A 20,152-nucleotide genomic window follows, 5' to 3' on the forward strand; every position below is an offset into this window, starting at 1 on the left:
ACTCAAGCGAAGTACGAGGATGCAGCTAGCGTCATCTGGCGTGATGCCGGAGCTCTGCTTGCCATCATGGCAGTGGTCGCTGAGGCACTAGGCTCACACTTTTGCCCCCTTGGAATCACCGGAGAGCCTTGGGCGAGTCGACTGGCCCCGCCCGGCATCTTGGCTGGCGTCGGCATGGCGCTGATCGGAAACTCACCTGAGTGATGACTCAGGCGGCTTTCAGTCCAGCATGGGAGAGCAAACCATGGACGACATTCGGCGCTGACATCATCTGAATCCATATCAGTGCGTCGAGCTTCGAGGGGCGGACGTCGATGCCATGGCTCAAGGCAATGAATTGCTCCTCCAGCTGCAGGTAATGACGTTCGACGGTGAGCCCTGGCGTGAAAAAACCAGCCAGCGCACCGGCCCGCAGGATGTGTATATCCAGAATGGCCACGTCGTCGGCACCCAGCCAGTTGCGGGCGACCCAGGACGCAGTCTTGTAGCCCACCCCGGGAATGCAAAGCAGCCAGTCACGCAAGGCTCGTCCCGATTGTAGCGGAGCCTCCTGGGTCGCTAACTGGGTCATAGCGGCATGGAGGTAACGGGCCTTCCGATTGGCAAAACGATAACGTACCGACTTGCCCGAGACATTCAAAGGCGTTGACAGCCATTCCCGCAGCTGCAGCTCGTCCGGTACATTATCCTCGAACGCCCCAAGGTCACGCAGATGAGCGAATGCTGCCAGACCGACACTAGCAGGAATGCCATGACCTCCCAGTAGGCAAGCCCCGACCTCTTCCCGCAATGTTGTGCCTAGCTTGTAGTTGATGGGCTCAACCTCTTGCTCATTAGCCCACGCCTGGTAGGCCCAGTAGGCCGGTGACGGGAAGGCCTCGATTGGCCCCCAGCTTACGCCTGGGAGCACCTCAATGCTCGCGTCCGGGAACTCCCGACGGTAGACTTGCGAATCGATGATCACCACTCCAGTCTGCATCACACAAGCTCCTGGGTGGAACCATAGGTTTCGGATATCCAGCGGACGAAACTACTGCGTTCAACCGGGTTCATCGAGCGGATGCGTTCGCGTAGACGCGCCTGCCGGCGAGCGATAGTTTGGCGCTCGCGGAAGGTATCGCCCAAGTACTGGGTGTCGTGGAGTTCGTTCGGGGCAGCGTAGTTCATCCAGACACACTCTTCCCTGACGTCTGTGTGGGTCTTAGCCGTGAATGAGACCTTCGTCCATCCTTGAAGTGTCTCGTTGTACAGGACATTATCATAGCCAGAGATCATCACCCTGCATGGGAAGGTCTTCAGCTTCTCCAGTAGGCACAGGTGCATAGCATCGTCGTACTCGAACCTATAGATCTTCGAACGTCGGCGAGTCTTTGTGACATACGGGGGATCAGCATAGACGAGCTCGTCGCCTGTGAAGGAGTAGTTTGCCAGGTAGACAATCGCGTCGGCCTGAATGAGGTCGCAGAAGTCGGCTAGTTTATGCTTATGCCACATAGCGTGGACATGCGGATCGATGTCGATACCAATGTTTCGAGCCGCTGGCTTTTTGTGGCGCATGACAGCGCCTGCGCCAAGGTGCGTCTCGATGTAGGTCTGATGCGGAGGCATCAGATTAATCAAGCGCTGGTAGCACTTGCCCTTTCCGCCTGGATATTTCATGCGGACATCATCGTCAGAAATGACGATGATGTCAAGGAGCGGTTCACCGATGATGTCTGCTCTTGGCCGGTTTGAGTTTGAGGCTTCCGCTTCTGGCCGAACCTGGCCATCCGCCTGCGATCCCATCGCTTGACGGCGTTCATCGGGGGTGTAGGCTTAACCATGCAAGTGCCGCCCATGGCGGTCCGGTGGCCTCGACCGGCACCAACCGAGGCACCCCGGTACCCAGGCGTTTCAAGGGTGCGCCGCTTGTCGGCACGCCACCTCCCAAGGCCTCGCGCAACCTGAGACGAGGCCGCCCGCCAGGGCTGGATGCAGCACTTCTTCCTCGGCACTGACGTGCCATCACCCACCAGGGGATTCACATCCCCGGTGGGGAGAGTGTGTCCCCTGTGTGCATTACCACAGGAGGTTCACCATGAAATCCTACGATATGTCGTCTCTGGCTCGTGACTACGGTTTTGTGGGCAAGGTCCGCATCAGCGAGCGGGTCATGGACGACTGCATGTATCTCTCGGAGCACGTGGTGTCGGAGCATGGGGTCACCCCCATCGAACGATTCCAGCTGCTGCTGCAGCGCGTGGCCCAGCAGCTTTCCGGGTACCCGGCAGGGACCCAGGCGGTGCGGCTGACTCACCATCGTATCCCGCCCAGCGGGAACCCTCATCAGCCCCTGGCCCTCGAGCTCGAGGCCATCGTTGTGCAGAAAGACCGTCAGCACGGTGACTACCTGTTGGTGGCTCGCCACGATGAACTGAACCACGCGCTGCTCTTCGCCGCGTAAGCCTTCCTCACTACCCACCCCGACCGGGACATCGCTCCCGGAGGGGGCGGTCTCGGTCATGTCCGGAGGTACTGGTCATGACACTTTCCTCAGCAGCTGCCCTCCCGGCAGAGTCTCGCTACGCCTCTTCCAATGCGCCTCAGCTGTTCGTGCGCGACAGCGACGGCAACTATCTGGCGGCCCCCGATGATCGTGTCATCGATGCGGCGCGGCAGGTGGTGGAGCGTTCCGTCTCCAAGGGCATGAAGCTCAACACGCCCAACCGGGTGCGTGAGTTCCTGTGGCTCAAGCTGGCCCGCTACGACCATGAGGTGTTCGGTGCCATCTTCCTGGACACCCAGCACCGCGTGATCGAGTTCAGCGAGCTGTTCCACGGCACGCTCGATTCCGCCTCGGTCTATCCGCGGGAGGTGGTGAAAGCGGCGCTGCACCACAACGCCGGCGCGGTGATCTTCACCCACAACCATCCCAGCGGGGAGCCCGATCCGAGCGACGCGGACCGACGCATCACCCAGCGTCTTCAGGAGGCGCTGGGTCTGATCGAGATTCGTGTGCTCGACCACATCGTGGTCGGCGGCTCGGACTCGGTCTCCTTCGCCGAGCGGGGCTATCTCTGATCCCTCGGCTCCTGCCCGAGGCTTCACGGACGGGTACCGGCACAGCCGGCCCCCGTCCTTTCTCTTCGCATACTGCCGAACAGGAGTCTGATGATGATCAAGCTCCCCGGGCGGCTTACCGTCCGCACCATTCATGGCCGCAACGGACCCTTCAACGTGGGGCGCCTGGCCACCTCTATTGGCGAATTCGTCATCAAGGACCCTCAGCTGGACCAGTTCAGCGAAGGTATGTTCGAGGGCGAGTTTCTGCTGCTCGAGATTCGTCCGGCGAGTTACTTCGCCGGTGGCCGGCTGGTCGTGGAGGTCCGCGCCAAGGTCGGCGAGATGCTGCTGACCGATGACGGCATGCTGGTGACCCAGCATGGCCCGCGCTTCGATTCCGCGGAGATGGACCCGCTGGAGGAGGAGGGGGCAGCACCTGCGTCTCCTATGCCGTCAGCGCAACCTGCACAGGCAGAGCCGTCGTCCCCTCAGGCGCCGGCTACGGCGCCTCAGGGCCCAGCTGGCGAGGCGCCGGCGCCAGGGCCGCAAGCCCCGGATACCCACGCCACTGGCCAGGAGGTCGATCCCGATGCCGAGCTCTTCGGGTTGCTGTGGCCCCTGGGGCAGAGCGTCAAGCTCGATCCCACCGTGGATCGGGTTCTGTTCCGCCGTCAGGTGAGTCGACTGAAGGAGTTGGGTTACCGATTCCAGGCGCCGACCCAGACCTGGCAAGCCGCTGCCTGAGGCAGCCACTCCCCACCGGGGCATCTCGATGCCCTGGGCTCGGGATGCCCCATCGATCTTCGTTAACCGATGGAGGCCATCATGCCCGAGCTCTACACCCTCGATGAGTGCCTGGACCTGTACGCCGATGCGTTCTGCATTGGCCGGCAGCGCGAGTGCCTGTTCCTCTCCCTGTGGGGACGGGATACGGCGCTCCAGGAGCTGCTGGCCCGGCTGACGCTGCCAACGGCAGATAACGGCCTGGATACCCTGCATCTCTGCCAGGGCGACACGCGCCACGCCATGGTCTTTGGCGACATGGACCGCTACTCCCGGCGCTCCGCCCGGCTGCGCCAGACTCGCTTCGGCACCCTGGTGCACGTGTGGATCTTCGATCAGCGCTGCATCACGCCGGATCGAGCCAACCTGCACAGCATCGCCCTGCTCGATGACGAGGGGGGCAACTGCCCGGTGGATGACCAGCTGTGGCCTCGCGTGCGGGAGCTCTGCCCGCTGCCCCTGCTGGATCACTGGCGGGCGCCGGTGATGACGCTGCTGCATGCCCAGCATGCGGTGCTGCCGGCCCAGTTCTCGCAGGGGCCGATTCAGGCCTGGGAGATCTCCCTCGATGAGAGCGACCTGGCCCCGCGCCTCAGCGGCATGATCCGCGCTGGTGTGCTCACTTCCGAGCCTTGAGCTCTCGCTCCACCCCGGTGCGGCCGTCCTGGCCGCGCCTACCATACCCAACCGACAGGAGGTGTCGCATGGCACTGATGTTTCAGCGCATTGCGCGCAACTTCGCCAGGAATGGCTACTTCCCCACGGACGAGGCGTCGCTCGAGCGGGTGCTTCAGGCGCTCAGCCCGGCCAGCGCCGGCCGGATGCGGGTGCTCGACCCCTGTGCGGGGGAGGGCGCTGCCATCGCCGAGCTGGCGCACCATCTGGGGCGCGAGCGCGTGCAGGCCTGCGGCGTGGAGTATCACGCCGAGCGGGCCGCCTCGATGACTGGCCTGGTGGATAGGGGCCTGCAGGGCGACCTGATGGACACGGTGATCTCACCGCGCAGCATGGGCTGCCTGTGGCTCAATCCGCCCTACGGCGATCTGCTGGCCGACCACGCCGGCTACGAGCTCTATCAGGGCAAGGGGCGCAGGCGCCTGGAGAAGCTGTTCTACCAGCGCACCATCGGCAGCCTGCAGGTCGGGGGTGTGCTGGTGTTGATCGTCCCCGACTACGCCCTGGACAAGGAGCTGACCGGCTGGCTGGTCAACCACTTCACCGAACTGCGGGTCTTCCGCGCCGCCGTGGATGACTTTCAGCAGGTGGTGATCCTGGGCCGCCGGGTTCGACGCCGTGAGGCGGAGCGCAGCCAGGAGGCCAAGGCCATGCGCGCCCAGCTGCTGCGCGTGGGGAGCAAGGAAGTCACGCCTGAGGTGATCCCAGCGGTGTGGCCCTTCGCGCCCTACGTGGTACCGGCGGCTCAGGGCGAGCTGCGCCACTTCTATCGTGTGTCGCTCGATGCCGAGCAGCTGGTCGATGAGGTCGCGCGGCTGCAGGGGCTCTGGCCTGAGGCGGACAGCGTGTTCGGGAAGACCGGCCTGGCGCCGCGTCTCCCGGTGCGACGACTCTCCTCCTGGCATCTGGCCCTGTCGCTGGCAGCCGGGGCGATCTCCGGCGTGGTCACCGCGCCCAACGGCCGCTGCCTGGTGGTCAAGGGCAACACCCACAAGGATAAGGTCGCCAAGACCGAGTTCACCGAGCGGGAGGACGGCTCCATCACCGAGACCCGCGTGCTCACCGACCGCTTCGTGCCGGTGATCCGCGCCTGGGAGATGACGCCGGACTCGCCGCACTGTGGCCAGTTTCTGATCATCACTTCGATGCCGGCGGCCAACGACGGCGAGCCGAAAGAGGGTGGCCAAGCGGCAGGTGCTGAGATGGAGGAAGAGCCAGGACCGCTCCACCGGGTCGCGGAGCATGCCGCGAGGCCTGATCCACGCCGCTTCGATGTGGGGCGCGTGGTGATGACCCGGGCCGTCAACGAGCTGGTGGAGCGGGGCGACGTCTCGCCCATGGCGCTGCTCCGACGACATGTCACCGGCGACTGGGGTGACGTGCCCGAGGAGGACCGTCAGAGCAACGAGCAGGCCCTGATTCACGGTGACAGGCTGCTCTCGTCCTACCGGATCGGTGAGTCGCTCACGGTCTGGATCATCACCGAGGCGGATCGCAGCGCGACCACGCTGCTGCTGCCAGAGGACTACTAACCGGCGCCCCGGGCGCCATTCCCCACGGCGGGCCTTTCCAGCCCGCCAGGGGAGGGGAGTGTCCGCCGTTTTCTTGTGCACAAGGAGACGGACATGAATGACATCACTCAGCTGCCGGCGCCGGCCGGCATGGCGCAGTCTGGCGAGGTCTTCGGGCCTCAGGTAGACCTCAACGCCTTCGTGGAGGAGTTTGGCGATGGCCTGCTGGCCTCGCTCAACCGCTCCCATCCCCCGGTCTATGACGGCGAGGCCAACCCTCGTCGCCAGGCCATCATGGCAGCCCTCAAGCGGGCGCCCTTCCCCGAGCAGGCCGAGGTGGTCCAGGCCATCTCGGCGCTGCTGCTCGACCGGCACGAGCCGGCGGGCATCATCAACGCCGAGATGGGTACCGGCAAGACCATGATGGCCATTGCCACCGCGGCGGTCTGTCACGGCGAAGGCTACCGGCGTTTCCTGGTGATCGCACCGCCCCACCTGGTCTACAAGTGGCGGCGGGAGATCCTGGAGACCGTCGATCAGGCCAGGGTCTGGGTGCTGAATGGCCCGGATACCCTGGTCAAGCTGCTCAAGCTCCGTGAGGCCCTGGGTCAGCCGTCCGATGGGCGGCCGGAGTTCTTCATCCTGGGGCGTGTGCGCATGCGCATGGGCTTCCACTGGCGACCCGCCGCGGCGCGCAAGCGCGTGCCGGGCGGCGAGCTGGCGGCCTGCCCCCGGTGTGGTGGCACGGTGATCGACAGCGATAACGAAGTGCTGTCGCTGTCGCAGTTTCTCCGTGAGGAGCGGCGCCACAAGTGCCGGCACTGTCACAGCCCGCTCTGGACGCTGATGCGGCCACAGCGGGCGACGGGCAGCCTGCAGCGCGAGCTGGTGCTCAAGGCGCTGCGCAAGCTGCCTACCATTGGCAAGGTCTCCTCGGAGCGCCTGGTGCAGCAGTTTGGCGAGGAGTTCCTGGCCACGCTGTTGGGTGACAACATCCACGAGTTCATCAATCTCATGGATGGGAACGGGGAGCTGGTGTTCTCCGACCGGCAGGCGGCCCGCATGGAGCGGGCCATGGCCACGATGGAGTTCGGCTTCGGCGAAGGAGGCTATCAGCCGACCGAGTTCATCAAGCGGCAGCTGCCGGATCATACCTTCGATCTGCTGATCGTGGACGAGGGTCATGAATACAAGAACGCCGGGTCGGCCCAGGGCCAGGCCATGGGCGTGCTGGCGGCCAAGGCGCGCAAGTCGCTGCTGCTAACCGGCACCCTGATGGGCGGCTATGCCGATGACCTGTTCCACCTGCTGTTCCGCATCCTCACGCCGAAGATGCTCGAAGACGGTTATCGCCCCAATGCGCGGGGATCGATGGGCCCAGCGGCCATGTCGTTCCTGCGTGACCACGGGGTGCTGAAGGACATCTACACCGAGCGCGACGGCGACGCCCACAAGACAGCGCGAGGCAAGAAGCTGTCGGTGCGGACCGTCAAGGCCCCGGGCTTCGGCCCCAAGGGGATCATGCGTTATGTGCTGCCCTTCACCGTCTTCCTCAAGCTCAAGGACATCGGTGGCAATGTGCTGCCGCCCTACGATGAAGACTTCATCGAGGTGCCGATGGACGACGAGCAGGCCTTTGCCTACCGGCGGCTCGAGGGTCAACTGACTGCCGAGCTCAGACAGGCGCTGGCACGCAAGGACACCACCCTTCTGGGCGTGGTGATCAATGCGCTGCTGGCCTGGCCGGACTGCTGCTTCCGACCGGAGACGGTCAAGCATCCGCGCTCAAGTAGTCTGATGGCGTTTGTGAAGAGCCTCTACGGCGAGCAGCAGCCGATGCCCAAGGAGCGCGAGTTGGTGGAGGTCTGCCGGCGAGAGAAGGCTGAGGGTCGCAAGGTGCTGGTCTATACGACCTATACCGGCAAGCGCGATACCAGCAGCCGACTCAAGGCGGTGCTTACCCAGGCCGGCTTCAAGGTCGCGGTGCTGCGCTCCAGCGTGGAGACCCAGCGGCGCGAGGACTGGATTGCCGATCAGGTCGACCGCGGTGTCGACGTGCTGATCACCAATCCGGACTTGGTGAAGACCGGGCTCGACCTGCTGGACTTTCCCACCATCGTCTTCATGCAGACGGGGTGGAACGTCTACACCCTGCAGCAGGCCGCCCGCCGCTCCTGGCGGATCGGCCAACGGCAGCCGGTGAAGGTGCTGTACCTCGGCTATGCCGGATCCTCACAGATCGCCTGCCTGTCGCTGATGGCGAAGAAAATCGCCGTGGCCCAGAGCACGTCGGGAGACGTCCCCGAGTCGGGCCTGGATGCCCTCAACACGGACGGTGACTCCGTGGAGATGGCCCTGGCCAGGCAGCTGGTCACCTGACCGATACCCAACCCATGCCCCCTCTTCGGAGGGGGTTTTTCTTCAAGCTCACCGAGCTGGCGCCTTCGCGACTCATACTTTAGTTGTAAGACAAGAGCTTCATAAAAATAAGAAATATCTCATTTAACCGATAGTGATTTTTCCAGTGCAATGACTTTCCTGATAAGTAAAATCATTCGCGCTTGGGTTGCATCCCATAGCTATTACACCAGGGCAAGGAGTGCCCTGGGGTAAAGCCTTCTCATCGCATTTAACGTTTCTTCTGGTGCCCGTCAGGGACTACCGCTGTGATGCATGGATTGCATCCAGAGGAGCGAAATTTGCTGATCCTCAATTTTCTACGCGGGCGCCGTGGCTCGACTGACGCTGGCAGCGTGCAGGGTGACGCCGATTGGGAAACCCCGCGCACCGGTGCAGAACTACTGGCGACACCATATCGCCAGCAGCTACTCAAGGCGATCCAGGAATGCACCTCGCTGACACCGCCCGTGTTCGAGGCTTATGTCAAGGAACCGGTGCAGCGATACGCAGAGCGGGTACAGATGCTGCCGGCCTCGGAGTCCCACCACCACAGCTACCCAGGCGGCATGCTGGATCATGGGCTCGAGACCTGTGTGTTTGGCCTGAGGCTGCGTCGACAGCACCTGTTACCGCCAAAGGAATCGCCCGAAAGGCAGTCCTCTACTGGGGAGTTGTGGAGTGTGGCGGTGATCTATGCCTGCCTGCTGCATGATATTGCCAAGGCCATCGTCGACGTCGATATCCACCTGAAATCTGGTCGAAGATGGTGCCTTTGGGAAGGCGTGATTCCCGATGAGTATCGTTTTCGGTATGTCAAAGGGCGCGACTACTTCCTACACTCCGCTACCAACCTACTGCTGTGCAAGGAGGTGGTTGGCAACTCTGCCCTCGAGTGGTTGAGAAGCCAGCCGGACCTGTTTGGCTTGGTGATGTATACCGCAAGCGGTCACTCTGAACGCTCTGGCATAGTCGGAGAGATCGTCAGTCAGGCGGACAGGGCCAGTGTTGCCAAGTCGCTGGGTGGCAAGGTCTCCAGCATTGAAAAAGCGCCCAAGGGCTCCCTGCAGGGCAAGCTGAAGGACGCCATTCGCCACATTGTCAAAGAGAAAATCAGACTTAATGAAAAAGGTGCGCAAGGATTTGTGACCGCCGAAGCGCTGTGGCTGGTCACTCCGCTGGTGCCGCGTGAGATAAAGAGCTACTTACTTTCCCATGGCATCGAGGGCGTGCCATCCAACGAGACTCGCCTCTACGATGAAATGCAGTCCCATAGACTGATTATGGAAAACCAGGAGGGGCGCTCGGTATGGAAGTGCCGAGTTGAGCTGGGTGAATGGAGTGCTGAGCTCTCCATGATAAAAGTCCATAAATCACTCGTTTGGAGTGGCGAGGAGGTTGCTGAAGAGTTTGCTGGCAGTGTTCAGGCCCTTGAGGGTAGCCAGGATCAGCAAGAAGAGCCTTCAACAACACCTCCAGACGACGTTTCTGCGCCGCAATCACATGAATCTGATGAGAAAAAGCACCTGCCGGATGATCTGGAAGCATCCATCCTAGCTATCGCGGGAGGGGGCAAGGAGGAGCCACCGGCTCCAGATGAAAAGTCAGAGGGGAAGGGTAGTAAAGAAAAAAAGGGCCCTGAGGCGGGCTCACCAGGGGAGGCTTTCCTGGAGTGGGTGAGAAGCGGGCTGAGCTCTCACAAGATATTGATGAATGACTCGAAGGCTCTGGTGCATGCAGTAGATGGAAAGCTGTTTATTGTGAGCCCCAAGGTATTTAAGCGCTACTGCCAGGAGGTGAACGGAGAGGAGAGAGAGTGGAAGTCGGTTCAGGACTCATTCCAGAAGATGAAGCTGCACAAGAAGAACAAGGATGGTGGAAGTTTTCACAAGGTGAAGGTGGTCGGTCCAAACAAGAAGTCGAGCACCATTTCTGGGTATCTTGTGGGTAAGGATGGCCTGATTGAGGAGAAAAAGGAGGTTTTTGACAACCCCTTCATTGAACTGATTGATGGAAAATATTCAGAATGAAACCATTTACCTTTGACGACTTGTTGCAATCCTATTTTTCCGAGCGTTGGCTAACGGAGCGGAGCAGAACTTCATATTTTGTTCCTGTAAAGCTTTTCCGGCGTTTCGTTGGTCAGGATAAGCTTCCTGAAGAAGTGACTCGTGATGATGTCAGGCAATGGCGGGACTTCTGCTTCTCTGAAACGGGGAGAAACCTTGCGCATTCGAGCTGGAATAACTACTGCCGGCATAACAGAATCCTCTTCAAACATGCGATAGATCATGCCTTGATCCCTATCTCCTCGAATCCGTTTGCCAAAATGGAGGTCAGTTCCCCGAAGAAGCGGAAAAAGACCCTCAGCAAGCGCCAGGTTGATATGGCCAGAGAGGCAATCGATCTGCACAAGAAGATGGAGCGATACCGATGCTCCCCATCGATACTGCATCCTGCATGGTTCTGGGAGGTGGTGTTCGAAACGTTCTACCATACGGGCATACGCCTCACCCAGCTACTGCTGATGAAGCCCGAAGATATCGACTTGAAGGGGCGAGTGCTTACCGCCACTTGGCAGGGGGCCAAGAACAATCGCGAGCACTTTGTTCCGATCTCCAATGCCCTTTATCCACACCTGGAGAACCTGATGAATTCGGCCAAGATGGTGGGGGTCAAGCGTGGTGAGCAGATTTTCAACGTCAACCGATTCAGCGTGCGGCACCGAATGGAGATGATGGACTCCTGGCAGGTGGAGAGCTTCTATCAGAAGCTTTCCCAGATTTGCGGCTATCAGATGAGCCCGCACCGATTCCGTCATACGTTAGGCACTGAGCTGATGAAGGAGCCAGACCGCAACCTGCACATCGTCAAGGCGCTGCTTGGCCACAGCAACATCAGCACGACGCTTGAGTATGTCGAGGTCGACATCGGCAGCCTGCGCAGCGCCCTCGAGGGGCGTGTTTAGGCTCAGCGGCGCTCGAGCGCAAATCTGACCATGACCCACCTGCGGTGCCAGGGGCTGGCTTTAATGCCCCGGCACCGCTTTTGCCGTCCTCATGGGGCTTTCCCCTCGGCTGCTGGCCCGCCTCATACCATCGTCTGAATTAGACTGCCCTCATACAGGTTGACAGCTGGACCCCTGTGCTCTTCAATAGCTACTTGATGATGCCGTGTGATGCTGATGATGGAGCCTGCCCTCAGGCCGCCTCTGTAAGCATTCCACGAAGGTTTTCCAGCGCAGTAACGTGTTGATTTTTTGAGACTTTTTGGTGCTGTGACTTGTAATCAGTAGGTCCCGGGTTCGACTCCTGGTGCCGGCACCATCAAAAAGACCGACGATACAACGAGTTGCGCATCACGATAAGCCGCCCGACGAGGCGGTTTTTTCGTGGGTGTCCCACTGCGGCGCCGCGATGTCCGGCGGGCGGCTGCCTTGAAACCGCGAACCCTGACACCCACATAGCCGTTCGGGAGGTATCTCCCATCTCCCGATGGCCGCTTCACGGCCCCGGCACGATAGCGAATCTGAAACTGATCACGGATGCACAGGAGGTGATTGGATGTCAGTGCAGACATCGTCCGCTCGAAACCTGACCCATACCCGCCACCAGGACCGCCCTCAAGAGCCGGTAGCGTCAGCGCCGTTCACCGGCCGCGACCCCTATCCCACGCGCCTCGGCCGGCCGCTCGACATGCCGTGGATCAACCGGCGCGAGGCCGTCGTCAAGGGCCGCGCCGATGAGGGCCCCTTGAGCCAGGCCCAGCTCGACGAGTTCGACCGCCAGGGTTTTCTCTTCGAGCCGAACTTCATCAGTGGTGAGGAGCTCGCCGAACTGCGTCGGGAACTCAAGGCACTACTCGACCGCGACGACTTCCGCAGCCGCGACTTCAGCATCGTCGAGCCTCGAGGGCGGGAGATCCGCTCCCTGTTCGCTGTGCACTTCCTCTCTGAGCGCTTCAACCGGCTCGCCTGCGACGCGCGGCTGATGGGGCGCGCCCGTCAGATCCTCGGCGGCGAGGCCTACGTGCACCAGTCGCGCATCAACTACAAGCCCGGCTTCGAGGGCAAGGGCTTCAACTGGCACTCCGACTTCGAGACCTGGCACGCCGAGGACGGGATGCCGGCGATGCACGCCGTCAGCGCTTCCATCGTGCTGACCGACAACCACGCCTTCAACGGGCCGTTGATGCTGATTCCCGGCTCGCATCGGGTCTTCGTGCCCTGCCTGGGCGAGACGCCCGACGACCACCATCGCCAGTCGCTGAAGAAGCAGGAGTTCGGCGTGCCGGGGCGCGATGCCCTTGGCGAGCTGGTCAAGCGCCACGGCATCGAGGCGCCCACCGGCGCCGCCGGCGGCCTGCTGCTGTTCGACTGCAACACCCTGCACGGCTCCAACGCCAACATGTCGCCGGACCCGCGCAGCAATGTCTTCTTCGTCTACAATCGCCGCGACAACGCCTGCGGGAAACCCTTCGCGGCGCGCCGTCGGCGTCCGGGCTTCCTCGCCCACGCGCCGGACGAGCGCTGGTCTCCCGACGACGCCTGAGGTGCCGCCGGCCATTGCGGAACGGGGCGCATGGTGGGGTAGACTGATATGCTTGTCGTTGAAAGGGCGGCACGCATCACGAGAAGGAGAAGACACGCCATGCGCTTTGTTCCCCGCTTTACCGATGGCCAGGCGTTTCCCCATGCGCTCGGCAAGATCGTCTGCGTTGGCCGCAACTATGCCGATCACGCGAAGGAGCTCGACAACCCGGTGCCCAGCGAGCCGCTGCTGTTCATCAAGCCGGCCACCAGTGCGGTCGCCTTGGACGGCACCCTGGATGCTCCCTTCTCGCGGGGAAAGGTGCACTACGAGGCCGAGCTGGCGCTGCTGATCGGCGAGACGCTGACCCATGCCACCAGCGGCGATGCGGAGCGTGCCATCGTGGGTATCGGCGTGGCGCTCGACCTGACGCTGCGCGACGCCCAGACCCGACTCAAGGAGAAGGGGCATCCCTGGGAAGTGGCCAAGGCCTTCGATGGCGCCTGTCCGCTCAGCGACTTCCTGGCGCTCAGTCGCGTTCCCAACTGGAATGCCCTGGTCTTCGAGCTGTCGATCGACGGCGAACTGCGCCAGCACGGGGAAGGGGCGGACATGCTCTTCCCGGTGCCCACCCTGGTGGCGGAAATGAGCCGCCACTTCACCCTGGAGCCCGGCGACGTGGTGCTCACCGGCACGCCGGAGGGAGTGGGGGAGTTGCCGCGCGGTGGCAAGCTGACGCTGACCCTGACCGGGGGGCTGGAGGTTTCGGCGCAGGTGGTGGAGTAGTTCGCTACCCCCGCGGTCCTGCCCCCCCCCCCCCCTTCAGGCGACGCCCCCGCGGGGTGACCGCGGGGGCGTCGGCGCTTGGTGCCGCGCCCGGTTCACTTCCCTCGGTTTACGCTAGCCAGCCCGGTTTACTCGAGATAGGTATAGCCCTGCAGGCCGGCCGAGAGGTCGTCGAGGAAGTGCGCCTGCTCGTCGCGGGACAGGCCGCTGGCGGCCAACTGGGCGGCCAGGCGCTCGCGCAGCACCTCGGCATTGAAATTGACGTAGGCGAGCACATCGGCCACCCGGTCGCCCTGCTGGGCGTTGGTGAGTACCCAGCGGCCGTCATCGCCAAGGGCGGCGTCCACCGAGTCGGTGTCGCCGAAGAGGTTGTGCAGGTCGCCGAGGATCTCCTGATAGGCGCCGACGAGGAAGAAGCCCAGCAGCCGCTCCTCGCCCTCGCGCCACTCCGGCAGCGGCAGGGTGGTCTCCACGCCCTGGCCGTCCACGTAGCCGTCGATGCGCCCGTCGCTGTCGCAGGTGATGTCCTGGATCACCCCGCGCCGCGTCGGCTCGTGGTTGAGCCCGGTGAGCGGCAGCACCGGGAATATCTGATCGATGCCCCAGACGTCGGGGACCGACTGGAACAGCGAGAAGTTGACGAACAGCTTGTCGGCTAGCTTCTCGGCGAGCTCGTCGAGGATCTCGCGATGGGCGCGATTGCGCGGGTCGAGCAGGCTGCGCAGGCGCGCGCAGGCGGCGAAGTAAACGCTCTCGCCCTCGGCGCGGGCAGTGATGTCGGCGATGCCCATGACGAAGCGCCCGTGCAGTTCGCTCATGCCCTCCAGCAGGTCGTGCCAGGCTTCGACCAGCCCGCGCGGGTCCACCGTCTGGGTGTGCAGGGCGTCGAACACCCGCCACAGCTCCTCGACCTGGGGGTCGTCGGCGGTGCGGGTGCTCGGGGCGGCCGCCTCGACGCGCTCCTCGCCGATCACGTTGCTGATCAGCACGGCGTGGTGGGCCGTCAGCGCCCGGCCGGATTCGCTGATCAGGTGCGGATGGGGCAGGTCGGCCTCATCGCAGGCCTGGACGAAGGCGGCCACCACGTTGCGCGCGTACTCGGTCATCGAGTAGTTGATCGAGCAGAAGCTGCGCGAACGGGTGCCCTCGTAGTCGATGCCGAGCCCGCCGCCCACGTCGACGGTGTCGATGGGCGCGCCCAGAGCCAGCAGGTTCTGGTAGTAGCGCGCGCACTCGCGCAGGCCGCGCCAGATGTCGCGGATGTTGGCGATCTGCGAGCCGAGGTGGAAGTGAACCAGCTGCAGGCTGGCCAGTGCCCCGGCCTCGCGCAGGCGTTCCACCACGGCCAGTATCTGGGTCGAGGTGAGGCCGAACTTGGACTTCTCGCCGCCGCTGGTCTGCCACTTGCCGCGGCCCACCGAGGCGAGTCGCGCGCGCAGACCGATGCGCGGCGTCACCCCGAGCCGCTCGGCCTCCTCGAGGATGATCGGCAGCTCGGAGAACTTCTCCACCACCAGATAGACGCGGTGGCCGAGCTTCTCGCCCATCAGCGCCAGGCGCACGTACTCGCGGTCCTTGTAGCCGTTGCACACGATCAGCGAGGGGCCATCGGTGGAGAGCGCCAGCACCGCGAGCAGCTCCGGCTTGCTGCCGGCCTCCAGGCCCACCCGGCCGTGGCCGCGCTCGCGGGTGGCCAGTATCTCCTCCACCACGCGGCGCTGCTGGTTGACCTTGATCGGGTAGACTGCCGTGTAGCCGCCCTGGTACGCCTCCTCGCGCATGGCCAGGTCGAAGGCGTCGCACAGCTGCTCCACGCGGTCGTGGAGGATGTCGCTGAAGCGTACCAGTACCGGCAGGCGCAGGCCGGCCTCGCGCAGCTCGTCGGCCAGGCGCGACAGCGGCAAAGCGGGGCCTTCCGCCTCGCTGCCCAATGGTCGGACCAGGGCGTGGCCGTGGTCGTCGACATCGAAGTAGCCGCTGCCCCACTGGTCGATGTTCCAGGTGCGGCGGGCCTGCAGGGCGGGGCCGGCGGAGGATCCCTTGGATAGCGTCATGCGTGGCTCGCTTGGGGCAGGGGGAGGGCGCCATGGTCCAGGCGCGCCTTGAGAATGGTGCGGAACTGCTCGGGGTCGTGGGGCCGGAGGTCGTGGGCCGGCGGGTCCACGTAGACCACCAGCAGCCGTGACAGCCAGTAGCGCAGCGCCGTCATGCGCAGCATGATCGGCCATACCGCGCGCTCGGCGTCGCTCAGCGGCCGGCGTGCCTGATAGGCGCTCAGGATGATGTCGTGGCGTTCGCCGTCCAGGCGGCCGTCGGGAGCGGTCGCCCAGTCGTTGATGACGATGGCCAGGTCGAACAGCAGGTCGCCGGTGCAGCCGTTGTAGAAGTCGATGATCCCGCCCAGGCGATCGCCCTCGAACAGGGTATTGTCGCGGAACAGGTCGCCGTGCAGGGCGCCCTGGGGCAGCTCCGGGGCATCGCCGAACACGCCCTGGTAGATCTCCACCTCATCCTTCATCAGCGTCTGGTCCTCCGCGGAGAGGTAGGCCAGCACCTTGTGGTGCATGGCCGTCAGCCAGTTGAGGTCGCGAGGGTTGGGACGATGGCCGGGGAAGTGCTGGGAGACCACGTGCATGCGCCCCAGGGTGTCGCCCAGCGTGCGGCACTGGGCGGCGTTGGGTGATACGGGGTGGCGCCCCGGCAGGCGCGGGAAGAGCAGTGCCGGCTTGTCGGCCAGGCTGTGCAGGGCGATGCCGTCGCGATCGTGAACGGTCCCCGGCACAGGCAGGCGGTGTTCGTCCAGGTAGTCGAGCAGCTCGACGAAGAAGGGCAGCTCCTCGTGCTCGCCCTGTTCGAAGAGGGTGAGCACCAGCTGGCGACGCTCGGTGGTGACGAAGAAGGTGCTGTTCTCGGTACCGCCGGCCACGCCCTCGAGTGAGACCAGCGAACCGACGTCGAAGCTGCTGAGGAAGTCCGCGACCTGTGCGTCGCTAAGCGGGGTGAATACGGCCATGTCTCTCTCGCCCAGGTTGCCAAGCCGCCTATTGTAGCGACTTGGTGTTGCGATGCACGCCCGCGGAAGGTGGCACGGCGGGCCGGTGCCGACAAGCTCGCTCGCCGCGGTCAGCGGCGCTGCACCCAGTCCGGCACGGTCTGGGGTGCGTTCTCCTGGCGATCGAAGTTGCCGTCGCCGTCGCGGTCCACCAGGTAGTAGTCGGCACCATCGGCCGGGCGGATCTCGATGGCATAGAGCTCCCCGTTCACCCGGTACTCGCGAAGGGTGCGCTGCGCTTCCTGGCGAACGGTGATCTCCGGTTCGGCCTGCGAGCCCGACTGGGCGTGTGCCGGGGCCGCGAAGGCGAAACCCAGGGCCAGGCACAGGATGGCCGGCCAACGACGGGGGGTGTTCATGGTGACCTCCTTGCCGGCGCGCGGCGCTGTCGGAAGGGCCCCAGTGTACGCTGCCGAGCTGGCGGCGCCCAACGCCCGCGGCAAAAGGGCGGCGCAATGCGTATCATGGGTGACCGTGGACCGCTGTTTCCATCACCGGTTTCATCTCATCTTTTCATTGCATCGGGGATGCCGACCCATGGCCGATACGCCCATCGTTCTCGTCGACGGTTCGTCCTACCTCTACCGCGCCTTCCACGCCCTGCCGGCGCTCTCCACCTCGGAGGGCCAGCCCACCGGAGCGATCAAGGGGGTGCTCGCGATGCTCAAGCGGCTGCTCAAGGACTACCCCGACAGCCCCATGGCGGTGGTCTTCGACGCCCCGGGCAAGACCTTTCGCGACGAGCTCTTCGAAGCGTACAAGGCGCACCGCCCGCCGATGCCCGACGACCTGCGCACCCAGGTCGAGCCGCTGCACGAGTGCGTGCGGGCACTGGGCCTGCCGTTGCTGTGCATCGAAGGGGTGGAGGCCGACGACGTCATCGGTACCCTGGCGCGCCACGCTACCGAGGCCGGCCGCGACGCGGTGATCTCCACCGGCGACAAGGACATGGCGCAGCTGGTCAACGACCACATCACCCTGGTCAATACCATGAAGGACGAGACCCTGGACGTGGCCGGCGTCAAGGAGAAGTTCGGCTTGCCGCCGGAGCGCATCATCGACTACCTGGCGCTGATGGGCGACAAGGTGGACAACATTCCCGGCGTGCCGGGGGTTGGCGAGAAGACCGCGCTGGGGCTGCTGAAGGGCATGGAGGGCGGCCTTGAGACCATCTACGCCGACCTCGAGCGCGTCGCCACGCTGGGCTTTCGCGGCGCCAAGAGCCTGCCCGGCAAGCTCGAGGAACACCGCGACCAGGCTTACCTCTCGTACCAACTGGCCACCATCAAGACCGACTGCGACCTGCCGGTGGGCCTCGACGACCTGGCTCTCGCCCACCCCGACCGCGAGGCACTGCTCGCGCTCTACCGCCGCCTGGAGTTCAAGGCGTGGCTCGCCGAGCTGCTCGAGGGGCAGGACGAGGGCGTCGACGACGTCGCCGGCGGCACGCCGGCCCCGCAGGGCAGCGGCGACGGGCAGGATGCCGGGAGCGGCGGCGCACGGGAGGATCACGTCATCCTCACCCGGGAAGGCCTTGACGGCTGGCTCGCCCGCCTGGCCAAGGCCGACCGCTTCTGCTTCGACCTGGAGACCACCAGCCTCAACTACATGGTGGCGGAGATCGTCGGGGTGGGGCTGGCGCTCGAGCCGGGCGAGGCCGCCTATGTTCCGCTCGCCCACGCCTACCTGGGCGCCCCGGAGCAGCTCGATTGCGACACCGTGCTCGCCGCCCTCAAGCCGCTGCTGGAAGACAGCGGCAAGACGAAGATCGGCCAGAATCTCAAGTACGACATCTCGGTCCTGGCCAATTACGGCATCGAGGTGGCCGGCTCGCTGGAGGACACCATGCTGGAGTCCTATGTGCTCGACTCCACGGCCACGCGGCACGACATGGACTCGCTGGCCTTGAAGTACCTGGGCGAGTCGACCATCGCCTTCGAGGCGATCGCCGGCAAGGGCGCGGGGCAGCTCACCTTCGACCAGATCGATCTGGAGCAGGCCGCGCCCTACGCCTGCGAGGACGTCGATATCACCCTGCGCCTGCACCGCACCCTGCGCCCGCGCCTGGACGCCGAGGGGCGGCTTGCCGAGGTGCTCGAGCGCATCGAGCTGCCGTTGATCCCGGTGCTGTCGCGCATGGAGCGCACCGGCGTGGCGCTCGACGGCGAGCGGCTGCACGCCCAGAGCCGGGAGCTCGAAACGCGTATCCAGGAGCTGGAGGGGCGCGCCCACGAGCTCGCCGGGCGCGAGTTCAACCTGGGCTCGCCCAAGCAGCTCGGCCAGATCCTCTTCGAGGAACAGAAGATTCCGGTGATCAAGAAGACGCCCAAGGGGGCGCCCTCCACGGCAGAGGCGGTGCTCGAGGAGCTGGCGCTGGACTACCCGCTGCCCAAGGTGATCATGGAGCATCGGGGGCTGGCCAAGCTCAAGTCCACCTACACCGACAAGCTGCCGCGGTTGGTCAATCGGCGCACCGGGCGGCTGCATACCAGCTACCACCAGGCGGTGACCGCCACCGGGCGGCTCTCGTCCAGCGACCCCAACCTGCAGAATATCCCCATCCGCACCGAGGAGGGGCGCAAGATCCGCCAGGCCTTCGTGGCACGGCCGGGCTACCGGATCGTCGCCGCCGACTACTCGCAGATCGAGCTGCGCATCATGGCCCACCTCTCGGCCGACAAGGGGCTGCTCGAGGCCTTCGCCGAAAAGCGCGACATCCACGCCGCCACGGCCTCCGAGGTGTTCGGTGTGCCTCTGGACAGGGTCTCCGCCGACCAGCGGCGCAGCGCCAAGGCGATCAACTTCGGGCTGATCTACGGCATGAGCGCCTGGGGGCTCGCTCGCCAGCTGCACCTAGACCGCAACCAGGCCCAGACCTACATCGACCGCTACTTCGACCGCTACCCCGGGGTGGCGCGCTACATGGAGCGCATCCGCTCGCAGGCCGCGGAAGACGGCTACGTGGAGACGGTCTACGGGCGGCGGCTCTACCTGCCGGAGATCCGCTCCCAGAACCGGGCGCGCCGCCAGGGCGCCGAGCGCACGGCGATCAACGCGCCCATGCAGGGTACGGCGGCGGATATCATCAAGCGCGCCATGATCGACGTCGACGCCTGGCTGCGGGCGGGCGACATGGACGCCTGGATGGTCATGCAGGTCCACGACGAACTCGTCTTCGAGGTCGCCGAGCGCCAGGTCGAGGGCTTCATCAAGGAGGTGAAGGCGCGCATGCAGGGCGCCGCCGAGCTCGACGTGTCGCTGATCGTCGAGGCGGAGAGCGGGGCCAACTGGGACGAAGCGCATTGAGGCCTTGATCCGGCCAGCAACGACAAGGCCCGCGGCGGATGCCGCGGGCCAGGTGTGAGCTAAGTAGGCAA

General features: G+C 64.3%; 16 protein-coding genes and 1 pseudogene. 12 read left to right on the forward strand and 5 right to left on the reverse strand.

The window, feature by feature from the left end:
* Positions 1-208: 208 nt before the first annotated feature.
* Together FEF15_RS06695 and FEF15_RS06700 are read right to left on the reverse strand one after the other, a co-directional pair.
* Positions 209-979, reverse strand: a complete 771-nt coding sequence (locus FEF15_RS06695) for an 8-oxoguanine DNA glycosylase (protein ID WP_163558386.1) — start codon at positions 977-979, stop codon at positions 209-211.
* Positions 979-1,785: a DNA adenine methylase gene (locus tag FEF15_RS06700; protein ID WP_205598490.1), complete on the reverse strand. Its 807-nt coding sequence runs from the start codon at positions 1,783-1,785 to the stop codon at positions 979-981. Before FEF15_RS06700 ends, FEF15_RS06695 begins: the two co-directional genes overlap by 1 nt.
* 292 nt (positions 1,786-2,077) lie before the next feature.
* Here FEF15_RS06700 and FEF15_RS06705 point away from each other — a divergent pair, with 292 nt between their 5' ends.
* From FEF15_RS06705 to FEF15_RS06750, 11 genes and pseudogenes are all read left to right on the forward strand, one after another.
* Positions 2,078-2,443, forward strand: a complete 366-nt coding sequence (locus FEF15_RS06705; RefSeq protein ID WP_163558387.1) for a hypothetical protein — start codon at positions 2,078-2,080, stop codon at positions 2,441-2,443.
* 77 nt (positions 2,444-2,520) lie between these two features.
* Positions 2,521-3,060: a DNA repair protein RadC gene (gene radC / locus FEF15_RS06710; RefSeq protein ID WP_163558388.1), complete on the forward strand. Its 540-nt coding sequence runs from the start codon at positions 2,521-2,523 to the stop codon at positions 3,058-3,060.
* 93 nt (positions 3,061-3,153) lie between these two features.
* A complete protein-coding gene (locus FEF15_RS06715) occupies positions 3,154-3,786 on the forward strand; it encodes a DUF3275 family protein (protein WP_163558389.1) in 633 nt (210 codons plus the stop codon).
* Positions 3,787-3,867: 81 nt separating this feature from the next.
* Entirely contained in the window at positions 3,868-4,461 is a 594-nt protein-coding gene (locus FEF15_RS06720; RefSeq protein WP_205598491.1) for a hypothetical protein, read from the forward strand.
* A 68-nt stretch (positions 4,462-4,529) separates the two neighbouring features.
* A pseudogene (locus FEF15_RS06725) lies at positions 4,530-5,612 on the forward strand (DUF6094 domain-containing protein); the annotation flags it as partial.
* A 177-nt stretch (positions 5,613-5,789) separates the two neighbouring features.
* Positions 5,790-6,032, forward strand: coding sequence for a plasmid related protein (locus FEF15_RS19230; RefSeq protein WP_205598494.1), 243 nt, complete (start codon positions 5,790-5,792; stop codon positions 6,030-6,032).
* 129 nt (positions 6,033-6,161) lie between these two features.
* Positions 6,162-8,390, forward strand: a complete 2,229-nt coding sequence (locus FEF15_RS06730; protein WP_346427855.1) for a DEAD/DEAH box helicase — start codon at positions 6,162-6,164, stop codon at positions 8,388-8,390.
* A 320-nt stretch (positions 8,391-8,710) separates the two neighbouring features.
* Positions 8,711-10,438, forward strand: a complete 1,728-nt coding sequence (gene mobH / locus FEF15_RS06735) for a MobH family relaxase (protein ID WP_163558393.1) — start codon at positions 8,711-8,713, stop codon at positions 10,436-10,438.
* Positions 10,435-11,376, forward strand: coding sequence for a site-specific integrase (locus FEF15_RS06740; protein ID WP_163558394.1), 942 nt, complete (start codon positions 10,435-10,437; stop codon positions 11,374-11,376). The genes mobH and FEF15_RS06740 overlap by 4 nt, the downstream gene beginning before the upstream one ends.
* Positions 11,377-11,971: 595 nt before the next feature.
* A complete protein-coding gene (gene thpD / locus FEF15_RS06745; RefSeq protein WP_163558395.1) occupies positions 11,972-12,958 on the forward strand; it encodes an ectoine hydroxylase in 987 nt (328 codons plus the stop codon).
* Positions 12,959-13,057: 99 nt separating this feature from the next.
* Positions 13,058-13,723, forward strand: a complete 666-nt coding sequence (locus FEF15_RS06750) for a fumarylacetoacetate hydrolase family protein (RefSeq protein ID WP_163558396.1) — start codon at positions 13,058-13,060, stop codon at positions 13,721-13,723.
* Positions 13,724-13,851: 128 nt separating this feature from the next.
* On the opposite strand, the gene speA is transcribed toward FEF15_RS06750, so the two are convergent.
* The 3 genes from speA to FEF15_RS06765 all read right to left on the reverse strand — a co-directional run bounded on the left by speA (position 13,852) and on the right by FEF15_RS06765 (position 17,134).
* Positions 13,852-15,777, reverse strand: a complete 1,926-nt coding sequence (gene speA / locus FEF15_RS06755) for a biosynthetic arginine decarboxylase (protein ID WP_163558397.1) — start codon at positions 15,775-15,777, stop codon at positions 13,852-13,854.
* The gene (locus FEF15_RS06760) at positions 15,774-16,736 is read right to left on the reverse strand and encodes a homoserine kinase (RefSeq protein ID WP_163558398.1); all 963 of its coding nucleotides are present in this window, start codon (positions 16,734-16,736) and stop codon (positions 15,774-15,776) included. Before FEF15_RS06760 ends, speA begins: the two co-directional genes overlap by 4 nt.
* 110 nt (positions 16,737-16,846) lie before the next feature.
* Complete coding sequence (locus FEF15_RS06765; RefSeq protein ID WP_163558399.1) at positions 16,847-17,134, reverse strand: DUF2782 domain-containing protein; 288 nt, start codon at positions 17,132-17,134, stop codon at positions 16,847-16,849.
* A 178-nt stretch (positions 17,135-17,312) separates the two neighbouring features.
* Between FEF15_RS06765 and polA the strand changes: the two genes are divergently transcribed.
* Positions 17,313-20,081, forward strand: a complete 2,769-nt coding sequence (polA, locus tag FEF15_RS06770) for a DNA polymerase I (RefSeq protein WP_163558400.1) — start codon at positions 17,313-17,315, stop codon at positions 20,079-20,081.
* Positions 20,082-20,152: the final 71 nt, after the last annotated feature.

It is taken from the genome of Halomonas sp. NO4, from assembly GCF_010994375.1.
Classification (GTDB): Bacteria; Pseudomonadota; Gammaproteobacteria; order Pseudomonadales; family Halomonadaceae; genus Halomonas.

Bases quoted from the DNA above. Each gene is read 5' to 3' on its own strand.
- FEF15_RS06695 (WP_163558386.1), bottom strand. From the start codon at position 979: ATGCAGACTGGAGTGGTGATCATCGATTCGCAAGTCTACCGTCGGGAG.
- FEF15_RS06700 (WP_205598490.1), bottom strand. From the start codon at position 1,785: ATGGGATCGCAGGCGGATGGCCAGGTTCGGCCAGAAGCGGAAGCCTCA.
- FEF15_RS06705 (WP_163558387.1), top strand. From the start codon at position 2,078: ATGAAATCCTACGATATGTCGTCTCTGGCTCGTGACTACGGTTTTGTG.
- radC (WP_163558388.1), top strand. From the start codon at position 2,521: ATGACACTTTCCTCAGCAGCTGCCCTCCCGGCAGAGTCTCGCTACGCC.
- FEF15_RS06715 (WP_163558389.1), top strand. From the start codon at position 3,154: ATGATCAAGCTCCCCGGGCGGCTTACCGTCCGCACCATTCATGGCCGC.
- FEF15_RS06720 (WP_205598491.1), top strand. From the start codon at position 3,868: ATGCCCGAGCTCTACACCCTCGATGAGTGCCTGGACCTGTACGCCGAT.
- FEF15_RS19230 (WP_205598494.1), top strand. From the start codon at position 5,790: ATGACCCGGGCCGTCAACGAGCTGGTGGAGCGGGGCGACGTCTCGCCC.
- FEF15_RS06730 (WP_346427855.1), top strand. From the start codon at position 6,162: ATGGCGCAGTCTGGCGAGGTCTTCGGGCCTCAGGTAGACCTCAACGCC.
- FEF15_RS06740 (WP_163558394.1), top strand. From the start codon at position 10,435: ATGAAACCATTTACCTTTGACGACTTGTTGCAATCCTATTTTTCCGAG.
- thpD (WP_163558395.1), top strand. From the start codon at position 11,972: ATGTCAGTGCAGACATCGTCCGCTCGAAACCTGACCCATACCCGCCAC.
- FEF15_RS06750 (WP_163558396.1), top strand. From the start codon at position 13,058: ATGCGCTTTGTTCCCCGCTTTACCGATGGCCAGGCGTTTCCCCATGCG.
- speA (WP_163558397.1), bottom strand. From the start codon at position 15,777: ATGACGCTATCCAAGGGATCCTCCGCCGGCCCCGCCCTGCAGGCCCGC.
- FEF15_RS06760 (WP_163558398.1), bottom strand. From the start codon at position 16,736: ATGGCCGTATTCACCCCGCTTAGCGACGCACAGGTCGCGGACTTCCTC.
- FEF15_RS06765 (WP_163558399.1), bottom strand. From the start codon at position 17,134: ATGAACACCCCCCGTCGTTGGCCGGCCATCCTGTGCCTGGCCCTGGGT.
- polA (WP_163558400.1), top strand. From the start codon at position 17,313: ATGGCCGATACGCCCATCGTTCTCGTCGACGGTTCGTCCTACCTCTAC.